Genomic DNA, 12,099 nt, shown 5'->3' on the forward strand with positions numbered 1-12,099 from the left:
CAAAGCCTATAACTGTGTTAAATAATCAACAGCCACAAAAATACGACGCAAGTAATTGTAACTATGGACAAGACTCGTAAACACCTCCTCTCTTTAGCAGTTTTCGCTGCAATTAGCACAGTTGTTCCTACTGCAACTTTTGCTCAATTACATCTAGAAATTGCTAAAGCACCTGAACAAGCACCCAAAATCGCGATCATTCCATTTGCCAATGACAATGCGATCTATCCAATTGTGGAAAGCGACTTGAATCGTTCAGGCCGTTTTACCAGTGCATCTCAGAACCTACCTGCAACTGCCAGCCTTAATCAGGTACAGGCAGGCGATTGGCAAACTGCGGGTGTGCCTTATGTTGTCGTGGGCCAAATGAAGGCTGTGGATGCCAATACATTTGAAATTCACTACCAGTTGTATGACGTACAAAAACAACAATATCTATTGAATGAAGTCCTGACTGTACCCCGTTCACGTGTGCGTCAGGCAGGCCATCTGATCAGTGATACGATTTATCAGGCCTTAACCGGTATCGCAGGTGACTTTAGCGGTCGTATTGCCTATGTATTACGTAATCAGGCGACTCCTGCACAACGTTATACCTTGCAAATTGCAGATACGGATGGCGAACAACCTAAAACAGTTCTGTCATCACGTGATCCGATCCTTTCTCCGGCCTGGACACCTGATGCCAAGAAAATTGCCTATGTGTCTTTTGAAACCAAACGACCTGCAATTTATCTACAGGACTTAGCGACTGGCCAGCGCGAAGTGCTAGCCAGCTTCCGTGGTTTAAACGGTGCACCGAGTTTCTCGCCAGATGGTAAATCAATGCTATTTACTGCATCGATGCACGGCAACCCTGAAGTCTATCAAATGGATTTAAGTACCCGCCAAGTACAACGCATGACCAATGATTCTGCGATTGATACTGAAGCGCGTTATTCGCCAGATGGCAAATCCTTCATCTTTACCTCGGATCGCGGCGGTTCACCACAGATTTACCGCTATAGCTTTGATGACAGTTCAGTCAAGCGTCTTACCTTTAAAGGTGCATTCAATGCGCGCGGTACCTTAAGCGCAGACGGTAAAAAGATTGCCCTGGTGCATCGTCCAAGTGGCAGTAACTACAAAGTTGCGATTCAGGATATTAATACAGGCATCACCAATATTCTCACGCCAACCAGTTTAGATGAATCACCAAGCTTCTCGCCAAATGGTCAAATGGTGGTTTACGCGACGCGTGAAGGAAATCGTGGTCTTTTATCAGTCATGTCTACTGATGGTCGTTTCCGCATGAATTTACCAAGCGAACAAGGTGAAGTTCGTGAACCTGCTTGGGCACCAAAATAAATTTAATTGATTGGAGAATCATATGAACATTAAATATCTAACGCTGCCACTGATTGCTGCGACACTGGTTTTCACGGGTTGTGCAAGCCGTAAACCTGCTGCTGAAATTACCACAGGCACAAATCCGAATGGCGCATCATCAGTCAGCACTGACGGTTTAAGTGAAGATGCTGCTTTAAATGCACAAAATCTTGCTGGCGCATCTTCAAAAGGCGTAACTGCTGCCAATAAAGCATTCTTGGCAAAACGTGTTGTTCACTTCAACTATGACAGCAGTGATTTATCAAACGAAGATTATCAAACATTACAAGCCCATGCCCAGTTCCTGGTTGCAAATGCGAACTCTCGTGTTGCCCTTACAGGCCATACCGATGAACGCGGTACACGTGAATACAACATGGCACTTGGTGAGCGTCGTGCCAAAGCCGTTGAAAGCTTCTTGATCACCAATGGTGTGAATCCGCAACAGCTTGAAGCAGTTAGTTACGGTAAAGAATCTCCAGTGAATGCAGGTCATGACGAAGCTGCATGGAAAGAAAACCGCCGCGTAGAAATTAACTACGAAGCAGTTCCACCACTATTAAAATAATTGTGGTTTCGCTGTAAATAAAAATGCTCACTTCATGTGAGCATTTTTATTTCATTGCTTAAGACTATGATTGAGCGTCAGGCTTATTTTGCATCGACTCAATCAAATCATGCTTATTAAACTCTTTATATTCTGGCTTGGCCTCATACTCTTTCCATGCATCCTTCACATTTTCTTTGGAAATCGTATCTAAGTTAATGGGTTCACTTGGCGTGGGCGTTGCCTCAAAATTCTTGGTTGTCATCTTTAGCCTCCAAACATCCTGTTTAGTATCTATGCAACATAGCATGTAATGGCTTAGTTGTAATCATAAAAGCAACATAAATAAAGTAAGATAATTTTTATTTTGGGACGATCTCATCTAGAATAGCCACATTCATTTTTATCAATTTTTGACACGGCTAAATCGGAGCTATTCAATATGTCAAACCTTACTTTGACCCAATACCTAGAACAACAAAATGGGAATTTGACTCCAGAGTTGGCACAAGTCATTGAAACAATTGCAGCAACTTGCCAGACCATTGACCAAGCCTTACAGAAAGGTGCTTTAGCAGGTATTTTAGGCAGCGCGGGCAACGAAAATGTCCAAGGTGAAACCCAGAAAAAATTAGATGTCATTTCCAATGATTACCTGATTGATGCATTGAAAGTACATCCACAAGTAGGTGGCTTGGCTTCAGAAGAACTGGATGACTTCACCCCTGCTCAAGAAAACGGTAAATATCTGGTGTTATTTGACCCATTAGACGGTTCAAGCAACATCGACATCAATATGTGTGTCGGTACCATTTTCTCTATCCTTCCAGCAAAAAATGCAGTCACCCAAGCTGCTGATTTTATGCAGGCAGGGACTGAGCAAGTTGCTGCTGGTTATGTACTTTATGGGCCATCAACCATGCTCGCCCTGACTGTTGGCGCGGGTGTTGTATTCTTTACTTTTGACCCGAAGACACAAAGCTTCTTATTAACCTCTGAAAAAGTTCAGGTTTCAGCAGATACACAAGAATTTGCCATTAACTCGTCTAATCAACGTCATTGGGAAAATCCGGTAAAACGTTATATTGATGAGTTACTTGCGGGTAAAACTTCGGTGCGTGAAAAAGACTTCAATATGCGTTGGGTTGCATGCATGGTGGGTGACATTCACCGTATCTTATGCCGTGGCGGTATCTTCCTTTATCCATATGACTTGAAAGACCCTAAAAAAGCAGGTCGTTTACGTTTGATGTATGAAGCAAACCCGATGAGCATGTTGATTGAACAGGCTGGTGGTGCATCTACAACAGGCCGTGTTCGTATTCTGGATATTCAACCGACCGAACTCCACCAACGTGTTCCAGTGATTATTGGTTCGAAGAATGAAGTTGAACGCGTCACCAGCTATCACTAATTAATTTTATAATCAGGGCATTATCATCCATTTATAATGCCCTTTTGGATGTTTATCTTATGGCAGTTATTTTTCTAGAATCAAAAGACAATGCAAAGATCAAAAATTTGCGTGGGCTGATCGAGCTGAACAGCGCCCGAAAAAAACATCAGCAAACGGTTCTGGAAGGTACTCATCTTTGCCTGGCTTGGTTACAACAGCAGAAAAAAATCTTTTCTCTCTTTACCACTGAACAGGCACTCAATCACCCAGAGTTACAACAGGTGATTGAATTACACCAAGGGCATATTTTTGTCATTAGCGAAGTACTCTATAAAGATTTGAGTACTCTAGGCACAACCTTGCCCTGCTTGGCCATTATTGATCTGCCAAAAAGCTCAGTGACCATTGATTTTAAAGCAGATACACTGATTCTTGAAAATGTTCAGGATCCAGGAAATGTCGGTACACTGTTGCGTTCTGCGGCAGCTGCCAATATTAAACAGGTAATTTGTACGCAAGGCTCGGCTTCATTATGGTCACCGCGTGTATTACGTGCGGGTATGGGTGCCCACTTCAGTCTGATTTGTTTTGAAAATTTCCAACTCAACGACCTGCTTCCAAAGTTTCAAATTCCTGTCTTTGTAACCAGCTCACATCGTTCAACCAGTTTATATACCCAAAATTTAACCCAACCTTGTGTATGGATTCTGGGTAATGAAGGTCAAGGTGCGAGTGACTACGCCCTAGAACATGCTCAGGCGGTTACAATCCCTCAGCCGGGTGGTCAAGAGTCTTTAAATGTTGCAATTGCGGGTTCCGTCTGCTTCTTTGAAATGGTGCGCCAACGTCAGTAAAACGTTATTTTATTTTAAATACGCGTTTTTTACTGGGAAAATCTATTACACTACTAAAAATAATTGCTTAAGTTGTCAACGCGCCCACCATTTTCAACGTTATATGATTAATGAATTGAAATAATAATGGTGGGTATCCATGACAGGATTTTCCATCTCTATGGATTTAGCACCTAAACACGCTCGAACAGAAAACGGTACTGATCGTAGTACGGTTGAACAACGTCTGCGTTTCTTTATGCAAGACGTGACTGGTCGTGCGCTTGTGATGATGGAAAGTGCGACACAGGGACAACAAGGTATTGCAATGGATCTGGTTCAGGAAGCCTTTATTTCATTGCATAAATCCTATGCCGATAAGAGTACCGATGAATGGTATCCCCTGTTCTATACCATATTGAATAATAAGCTCCAGGACTGGAGAAGAAAGGAGGCTCGTCGGGCAAGTCCATTCTCATTATTTAAAAAGATCAGTTTAGACGATGACGAAGAAATCATTGATGTAGTCGATGAATCAACTCCAAATCCATTTGAGTTCCTTGATCAGGAAGTGACTATGGAGGAAATTCAGGCTGCAATCAATCAACTACCGGTCCGTCAACAACAAGCGTTCATGTTAAGAGCATGGGAAGGCTTTGATACGATGACGACAGCGCAAATTATGGATTGTAGTGAAGGTAGTGTAAAAACACATTATCACCGTGCAATTCAGGGACTCAGAATTGCCTTAGAGCACTTAAATCCACATACGGGAGGATCATCAGATGAAAAAAGATGAGTTCGCTAAACAAGTGACTTCCAAACTTGATCAACTTGCAAGAGAGCAGCACCACAATAAAATGCGGGTGATGAATCATGTTTTAGATACCGTACAAAAGAAACCAACGTCTTATTACAGTATCTGGAAAATGACAGGCTTTGTCTTTGCAGCCGCGATTATGGGCATTGCTGTATTGCCAAGTTCTTTACAGTTAATCGATAAACCACAGAATCAGGTGGTGGTGAATCCGAAACTTTCACCTCAGATGGTTGAAGATATGGAAATGTTACTGGTTTTAGGTGAGGATAAAGTTCCACATGGCAGCTAAAAGATTAGCACTTGTTGTGTGTACGCTTGGATTATTGCAAACCAGTTTTGCAGGTTCAGAACGTTTCTGGATTTTTTCCAAACAGAATAAACCCACGACTGAAGAAGCGTGGGATGATTTAACTCCTGAAGAACAACGCGTTTTAATTAAACGCTATCAGTCGTTAAAGGAAATTCCAACCACACAAAGTTCACAGCTCCAGCAAAGAATGGAATGGTTTACTCAACTGCCGGAAGATGAAAAACAGAAAATGCGTGATGTCTGGCAGAAAATGAGTACCCAGGAACGCACCACCTTGCGTAAACGTATGCAAAATGCGAGTACCGAAGAACGCGTCAATATCCGAGAAGAATATTTAAGTAAATACGCAGAACACTAATTTTTTTAATTTTCAATTCCAAAAAAAGCGCCTAATTTGGCGCTCTTTTTTTGACTTACTTTTTCAATCGACGATAGCTTAATAGACCAAACAGACCTAGGAGCGAGTAGATACCAAAGCTACCGCCCCCCCCACCAGCTTTACGCGTATCATCTGAGGTCGTACCTGTACTTATAATTTTTACATTCGCTGTATTTGAAATTAAACCTTCCGCATCATAAACCTGATAATTAAATGAATAATTGAATGGGTTAAAAATATTTATTTCCTGAACATAGATATTGCCGCCATAGCAGGTTTCCTGCTGATCAGGCTCGGGACAAGGGCCTTTACGATCAGCAGTAACACTAATATTTTCTGATGGGACATTCGACAATCGTATTGGTAATTCAATCCCATCTGCATTTCTCCAGAATTGCGGCTTATTCGGGTTACTTTCCGGACCTTTTCCACCCTCTCCCATATCCCCATAATCATTGGCAAAGTTCAGCAAATTAACTGCAACTTTTTCTTTCTTCTGATACTTTAATGTTACCGAAGTATCTTTTGCCTCCGGGGCGATATTTAAAAATGCTGCACTTATCAATCCAGATGAATGAATTGAAGAATCTGCTCGATATTGAATGGTATATTTACAGAAAATTTTATCGCCTGCTTGTGTAATACCATCATCTTTACGATAGAAAATAATTTGCTCTAAATCTTCATTCCATTCACAAACCAGATTTTTAGCGTCACTTTCATCTATATTTTCAACATCAGCATTGATTTGCCCTTTCCCTAAAGGCTTGGTTGTAACAATATAATTTTGTTTATTAAAGAATGCTAATTTAGAAGTGCCATCAGCTTGCTGAGTTTCTTGGGGAATCGGCAACTGATAATTTTTTAAATCAATATAGATCGCTCTATATTTTAAAGTACTCTTGGTCTTCTCATACAGGTTTTTGTACTCTTGAGCACGCACCTTATAATAAGTTAAGAAATCAGGATTATTTGGCTGCTTAACAAGATCGTTAAAGAAGTCTAGCTGGTTCTTATAATTTGCGACTAATGTCGTTAATGAAATATTGGAGACATCAGTGACATCCCCCGCCGTCAATTTCATCAACTCTACGGAACCGATATCGCAGGAATTTCGTGAGTCCGGGTCATAATGTAAAGTTCCATCCGTAATACGCGCAATATTGCGCTGATCTTTTGCACTACAACCAGTAACACCTGTATTCAGCAAATCTGTGTTCGACTTGGTATCTACCGGATAATATAAGGATAAGAAAGCTGTAGACTCTGATTCGGGTTGTAAGGTAGTTAAAAGCGTACGGATGTTAAAATTACTAATATCCTTATTGGTATGCTTATCAGGTAATGCCAGCGTCGGTAAATCACACTTACTCGCTCCACTCAAAGGGATTGCATTATAAAGTGGGACGATATCTACATCCTTTTCTTCAGTGACGTTTCCTAACAAATAACGGCAAGAATAACCTCCATTATTATAGGCCAGCACATTGAAGCTTAAGACTTTCAATCCCAACTTATCATATAGAAAAGCTGAGTAAGCATTATTCTCCACAATAGTATTACTAAGTAAATTGATACTACTTAAGTTACTTAAAATACTAGAAGTATTTGTAGGCGTAGTACCTGCCTGAGTATCACCTGTAAACTTAATCAAGCTACCATTTGATAAGCTAGCCGTATTCTGAGCGATCGTGTTTGCGCTCAATGAAGCCACAGGTTCTCCACAAAACTCCAGCATACTACTTGAATTAGCTGCACCATTTGCAATAAGGCTACTCGCCTTTACTTCAATATTCCGTTTGGAATACACGTTATCATTAATACAACTCATCGCAAGTAGGCTACCTAATGGTGCCTTATTATTTTTCAGTAGACCACTGTTAATATTTAATGAGGAAGATGGCCCAGCCAAGAAGATTGCCCCTCCACTGATCGCCGCCTGACCATCTAGGATTTGAGTATTTTGTAAATTGACATTGCCCCCTGCATAAATCGCTCCCCCACGATCTGAGGTTTTGCCATTTTTCAAAATGATATCATTCAGGGTTAATGAACTATTATTACCTGTGGTATTGAAAATCCGGTCTTTTCCTTTTACATCAATTGTGGTCTTTAATGCTGTTTGTGCAGGATAATCATTAGTAATAATACTTCTTTTTTCCCAATCAACAGGACTTTTACCCAAAATCACAATATCAATCTTTGGGGCCAATTCTCTATCGAGTACATAAGTACCTGCATCTAATTGAATTGATTTAGTGGTAGCGGGTGAAGTATCTGTGACTTGACATCCACCATAAGACTTTCTGTCCGCTGCCGTTTTAAGTGCTTCTCGTAATGAACAGGCAGAGTTATTTTCACCATCTTCATCTACAAAAGTTGTGACCTGAATTGGCGCGCTACTGGTTGCTGCAAAAAGCGGCATCGTCGCAAGCACCAAGGTCGCAAGCAAAGTTTTTTTATAGTTTTTCATCTCATCATCCCTGATTATGATTTAAAGCGACGTAATCCAATTAGCCCGAATAATGCAAAAATTGCACCTATGCCAAAACTGCCTCCACCAACATTGACAGTTTTACTTTGAAAATTATTAGGTGGAGCTTGAACAATCGTGGTTGGGATCGTAATGTAATAATTTGAGATGTCATTAAAACGGGTTGTTGTCGTCATCACCCGCATATTAAATTCATCAGACCCGTGCCAATTTCCATTGGGTACATATGTAATATTGCCCTGCTGATCAATGCTTAACTTACCTTTGGACGGCGTTTGTCTTTGCTGGATATCCAGACAACCTGATTGCCATGGTAGACCATCCTGACGCTTGCCCAGAACTTTTTCACATGAAACAGGATCAAGCAGTTCTCCATCTAACAAGCTATCAGTAATACTAAATTTGGCAATCTCTCCATATAAGATATCTTCCCCGGCAATAGGAACTTCAGCACGATTAATCACTAGCTCAATTGCCCCCAGATCACACAATTCATCATAGCCACTGCGGCTTTTACCGCGCTGATCCGAACCTTCACAACTTTTTGCAAAACCAGCAGTTGTTCCATCACTATAAATGCGCCCTTTGTTCACAATTAAAGAGTCTGAAAGCTTGGTATATGACATCAATAAACGTGGCTTAAAATAACCTAACATTTGATCTTTTGGTGTGTAATATGGGCATAACAGGCCATCTGCAGGAGGTGCAGCACATTCGCCTTCATCATTAGTTCCACCTGCGATGAGTTTATTATTTCCTATGAAAAAGTTAGGGCTACCACTTGGTGCATTACGATCACATTCCGGGGTGATCAAATTACTTTGTATAACCGCTTCGTCATCGGCAGAACTGGCACAGTTATTTGCTTCATTTGCAACAATAATACTATTGGAAATATAAGCACTTGGTTCCGGTTTTGTCGTGGTTTTACCATCTGTCGTGGTTGAAACCTCTCTCATCGGTGCCTGTAAAAATAATCCTGCAGCATTTTTAATCATTGTGACGTTATTTAACAACATCCCGCCACGAATATTCGCTATATAGCCACCCTTATTATGAAAAACAGTACTATTGCGCAGACCTGATACACGGGAAGCCAGCACCTGCGCTGTTGTCTTATCTGTAAATGCTGTTTGTGAGTAAAGTAAGGCGCCAGTTTCCCCTTTTGCACCTTCATTATCACGAATCACAGATTGCGTAATTAAATATAAAGGCATTTCGCTATAAATGACTGCGCCTTGATCCCCCTCATTACCTTGTAGCAAACTATTACTGATATTCAAGATACTTGCTGTTCTTTGTTCATCTATTACAGTACCTGCATTATAAATTGCGCCACCTCGAACTGCATTTCCTCCCGTTAAACGAGAATACTGGAGACTGAGTGCCTCTCTATTAAAAATTAACCCACCATCGGTCATTTTATAACCAGAACCCTTTAAATTTATCTCCATAAAAATTACAGGTACCAAGGTTTCTTCAACATTCTCATCATTAATGACAAATAAACGATCGTTCCCTGCCATTTTAATGGTGGCATTATGCAGACCTTTCTGATTATTATTAAAGTCAGTACTTGGAGCAGTCATGATAGCCATGCCTGCTTTAATATGAATTGCCGAATTTAATGTATATTCTTTATCTCTTTGCAGAATAATTGTACTGCTTGAATCTTTATCACCACAGCCGCGATAGCCATTCTCGAATTCTTTTTGACTTCTTTTATTTAAAAACTCTACGGCGTTGCGCAGAGAACAACCGGTATAATTCTCTTCATCAGCTAATGTGTTGACTTGGATATCCGCAGAATAAGCGTGCCCAGTCATCACCAATAAAGTACAGGCAAGCGTCCGTTTGAGCATACCGATCTCCTTTCATATTTTTCATTTTTTTAATTTTACAAACTAGGTGTTTGCAACCACATTCCTTTGTGCGTACTTTGTCATAGCTCTCAAAATTACTCAAGAAATTTTATACTATTGGCGATATTCATCTATCAAGGCATAAATTTGCTTAAGAGTAGTATTGGATAGCTTGGTTTTTTCGCCTTTTAACATTTTTTCAAGTTGGGCTAATGTTTGTAATAATATTGATGCCTGATGTGGACCATTACTTAATAAATAATCGACAATTTGCTGGTCAAAATGAATACCGCGACGGGTCATCACCGATTGAAGTAAAGCCTGACGGTCAATATACGAACTGCCATTTGGGACTTTAACACTGACTGCTTGGGTTAATCTTGACTGAAGGTCAGGCAGTTCCAGTTTTAATTCAATCGGCGCAACCCGAGAAGAAAACACCAACTGACCTTCATGATTATTCATCAAATGGAAAACTGCTTTTTGCCAATGCGGTACACCGCTAATCGCATCAATATCATCCAGTGCAACCAGATCATAAAACTCTAAAGAAGTAATTGCTTCGATCGGTGCATCTAATAATTCGAGTAGCGAGACTTTAATTGCAGGCCGGCCTAGCTCCAGATAAGAATCACAGATTGCAGAAAGCAAATGACTTTTACCTGTTCCCGCTCCGCCATAGACATAGAATCGGCTGACCAAACCCGCATGTAATTGTCTGACTGCATCAACCACAGGCCCCCAACCCGGCCCCGAAAAATCACTGATTCGAGCATCGAGTTGTGGTTCTATATCCAGTTGTAGTTGACGCATATATTTAATATGTTCCTCAATTACTTTAAATCTTTCGGGTTTGAAGTCTCTGTATCTTGAGAGTTTTTAATTTGAAGATCAAGCTCTACTTGCTCTGAATCCACATTTATGTGCTGAGTTTCACCCTGTACCAGTACGACTTCTGTGGTAGAACCATAGAAGCGGCTTCTTTCATAATTATCACGTGCATGTTTAAGCAGCACTACAATCACCGCAGCCACAGGCAAAGCAATCAGCATACCCAGGAATCCACCCAGTTGTGCCCCTGCCAATACCGCGAAAACAACAGCCACAGGTGACAGACCAATCTTATCACCCAGCAAGAACGGTTGAAGAATATATCCCTCGACCATTTGCCCGATCATGAACACCACACCGACAAGCAGCAATTGGGTCCAGTCCAGTCCAAACTGGAAAAGTGTCGCAACCACAGCAGCAATAATCCCGACACCAAATCCAAGATAAGGAATGATACTTGCCAAACCAGCAATCATGCCAATAATTAAACCGACTTCCAGCCCAATCAGCTGTAACCCGACGGCGTAAACGATTCCCAGCAAAAGCATCACAAGGAACTGCCCTTTGACAAAGGCGCCTAAGACGCTATGGCATTCACGCACGATGGTTAAGGTTGAAGCTTCATATGGACGTGGAATTAAACGTCTTAAACTTTGCAGCATTCTCTCCCAGTCCAGCAGGAAGTAGAACGAGATGATCGGAATAAGGATAACCACACCACCAATCTGAATAAAGTTCAATCCTGATTGGGCGACTCGCAATGCCATGGTCTGGATGCTGTCAGCGCTGTAATTGGTCTGGATATAATCCATTACGGCTTTTGAAATCTGTTCAGTGTCAATTTCCATAGGTACAACATTAAAGGTATGTGATACCCACGGTAGGAAAGTGGCATTGATCCAGTGGATACCCGCAGGAATACTATCTCGGGCATACATCAGCTGTTTCCAGATCAACGGTACCAGGAACCACAACACCATGGTCAGGGTCACACCAATTCCGATAAAGACGATACTGATGGCTAACCAACGCGGTAATTTGATTTTAACAAGAACATCCACCAGTGGACTAAACAGGTAGGCAATAAAAAAAGCACCTACGAAAGGAATGACGATGGGCTTTAGCAGATAGAGCACCCAAAGCAGTAATGCGAGCCCAGCGAGGATAAAGATACGACGTAGTACCTGATCTTGCATAAAATCTAGCCTTTTATTGTATATTCGTTATAAATAAAAAAAAATTTAATTAAAGATAGCATT

Annotated in this window: 12 protein-coding genes; 7 read left to right on the forward strand and 5 right to left on the reverse strand. The window is 41.1% G+C overall.

The genetic code is table 11. The annotated features are described in order from the left end of the window. Positions 1 to 63 precede the first annotated feature (63 nt). Complete coding sequence (tolB, locus tag IEV39_RS08265; RefSeq protein ID WP_005229443.1) at positions 64 to 1,347, forward strand: Tol-Pal system beta propeller repeat protein TolB; 1,284 nt, start codon at positions 64 to 66, stop codon at positions 1,345 to 1,347. A gap of 22 nt (positions 1,348 to 1,369) precedes the next feature. Further along, the gene (gene pal, locus IEV39_RS08270; RefSeq protein ID WP_005229441.1) at positions 1,370 to 1,936 is read left to right on the forward strand and encodes a peptidoglycan-associated lipoprotein Pal; all 567 of its coding nucleotides are present in this window, start codon (positions 1,370 to 1,372) and stop codon (positions 1,934 to 1,936) included. A gap of 64 nt (positions 1,937 to 2,000) precedes the next feature. Here pal and IEV39_RS08275 read toward each other — a convergent pair whose 3' ends face one another. After that, positions 2,001 to 2,180 (reverse strand): NF038105 family protein, encoded by a 180-nt coding sequence (locus tag IEV39_RS08275; protein WP_005284582.1) that lies wholly within the window; start codon positions 2,178 to 2,180, stop codon positions 2,001 to 2,003. A gap of 177 nt (positions 2,181 to 2,357) precedes the next feature. Between IEV39_RS08275 and IEV39_RS08280 the strand changes: the two genes are divergently transcribed. The 5 genes from IEV39_RS08280 to IEV39_RS08300 all read left to right on the forward strand — a co-directional run bounded on the left by IEV39_RS08280 (position 2,358) and on the right by IEV39_RS08300 (position 5,632). Beyond that, positions 2,358 to 3,329: a class 1 fructose-bisphosphatase gene (locus tag IEV39_RS08280; protein ID WP_005284579.1), complete on the forward strand. Its 972-nt coding sequence runs from the start codon at positions 2,358 to 2,360 to the stop codon at positions 3,327 to 3,329. Between the two features lie 59 nt (positions 3,330 to 3,388). Further along, positions 3,389 to 4,165: a TrmH family RNA methyltransferase gene (locus IEV39_RS08285; protein WP_005284576.1), complete on the forward strand. Its 777-nt coding sequence runs from the start codon at positions 3,389 to 3,391 to the stop codon at positions 4,163 to 4,165. 160 nt (positions 4,166 to 4,325) lie between these two features. Then, entirely contained in the window at positions 4,326 to 4,943 is a 618-nt protein-coding gene (locus tag IEV39_RS08290; protein WP_005284572.1) for an RNA polymerase sigma factor, read from the forward strand. Then, on the forward strand, positions 4,930 to 5,253 hold the full coding sequence (locus IEV39_RS08295) for a hypothetical protein (RefSeq protein WP_005284570.1): 324 nt from the start codon (positions 4,930 to 4,932) through the stop codon (positions 5,251 to 5,253). Before IEV39_RS08290 ends, IEV39_RS08295 begins: the two co-directional genes overlap by 14 nt. Beyond that, positions 5,243 to 5,632: a DUF3106 domain-containing protein gene (locus tag IEV39_RS08300; RefSeq protein ID WP_005284567.1), complete on the forward strand. Its 390-nt coding sequence runs from the start codon at positions 5,243 to 5,245 to the stop codon at positions 5,630 to 5,632. Before IEV39_RS08295 ends, IEV39_RS08300 begins: the two co-directional genes overlap by 11 nt. Positions 5,633 to 5,687: 55 nt before the next feature. Here the strand turns inward: IEV39_RS08300 and IEV39_RS08305 are convergent, their stop codons facing one another. The 4 genes from IEV39_RS08305 to cxpE form a co-directional block, all read right to left on the reverse strand. Continuing rightward, entirely contained in the window at positions 5,688 to 8,126 is a 2,439-nt protein-coding gene (locus IEV39_RS08305; RefSeq protein WP_005284564.1) for a CSLREA domain-containing protein, read from the reverse strand. Positions 8,127 to 8,140: 14 nt separating this feature from the next. Beyond that, positions 8,141 to 10,009, reverse strand: a complete 1,869-nt coding sequence (gene rbtA / locus IEV39_RS08310; RefSeq protein ID WP_005284562.1) for a rhombotarget A — start codon at positions 10,007 to 10,009, stop codon at positions 8,141 to 8,143. A gap of 114 nt (positions 10,010 to 10,123) precedes the next feature. After that, positions 10,124 to 10,822 (reverse strand): DnaA regulatory inactivator Hda, encoded by a 699-nt coding sequence (locus IEV39_RS08315; RefSeq protein WP_004771428.1) that lies wholly within the window; start codon positions 10,820 to 10,822, stop codon positions 10,124 to 10,126. Between the two features lie 20 nt (positions 10,823 to 10,842). Further along, positions 10,843 to 12,036, reverse strand: a complete 1,194-nt coding sequence (cxpE, locus tag IEV39_RS08320; protein ID WP_005284559.1) for a chloramphenicol efflux transporter CxpE — start codon at positions 12,034 to 12,036, stop codon at positions 10,843 to 10,845. Positions 12,037 to 12,099 lie beyond the last annotated feature (63 nt).

The organism is Acinetobacter courvalinii (genome assembly GCF_014635545.1).
GTDB lineage: Bacteria > Pseudomonadota > Gammaproteobacteria > Pseudomonadales > Moraxellaceae > Acinetobacter > Acinetobacter courvalinii.

Coding starts and splice junctions, on each gene's coding strand:
- IEV39_RS08300 (WP_005284567.1), top strand. CDS start 5,243: ATGGCAGCTAAAAGATTAGCACTTGTTGTGTGTACGCTTGGATTATTG.
- IEV39_RS08290 (WP_005284572.1), top strand. CDS start 4,326: ATGGATTTAGCACCTAAACACGCTCGAACAGAAAACGGTACTGATCGT.
- IEV39_RS08305 (WP_005284564.1), bottom strand. CDS start 8,126: ATGAAAAACTATAAAAAAACTTTGCTTGCGACCTTGGTGCTTGCGACG.
- tolB (WP_005229443.1), top strand. CDS start 64: ATGGACAAGACTCGTAAACACCTCCTCTCTTTAGCAGTTTTCGCTGCA.
- pal (WP_005229441.1), top strand. CDS start 1,370: ATGAACATTAAATATCTAACGCTGCCACTGATTGCTGCGACACTGGTT.
- IEV39_RS08280 (WP_005284579.1), top strand. CDS start 2,358: ATGTCAAACCTTACTTTGACCCAATACCTAGAACAACAAAATGGGAAT.
- IEV39_RS08285 (WP_005284576.1), top strand. CDS start 3,389: ATGGCAGTTATTTTTCTAGAATCAAAAGACAATGCAAAGATCAAAAAT.
- IEV39_RS08295 (WP_005284570.1), top strand. CDS start 4,930: ATGAAAAAAGATGAGTTCGCTAAACAAGTGACTTCCAAACTTGATCAA.
- IEV39_RS08275 (WP_005284582.1), bottom strand. CDS start 2,180: ATGACAACCAAGAATTTTGAGGCAACGCCCACGCCAAGTGAACCCATT.
- cxpE (WP_005284559.1), bottom strand. CDS start 12,036: ATGCAAGATCAGGTACTACGTCGTATCTTTATCCTCGCTGGGCTCGCA.
- IEV39_RS08315 (WP_004771428.1), bottom strand. CDS start 10,822: ATGCGTCAACTACAACTGGATATAGAACCACAACTCGATGCTCGAATC.
- rbtA (WP_005284562.1), bottom strand. CDS start 10,009: ATGCTCAAACGGACGCTTGCCTGTACTTTATTGGTGATGACTGGGCAC.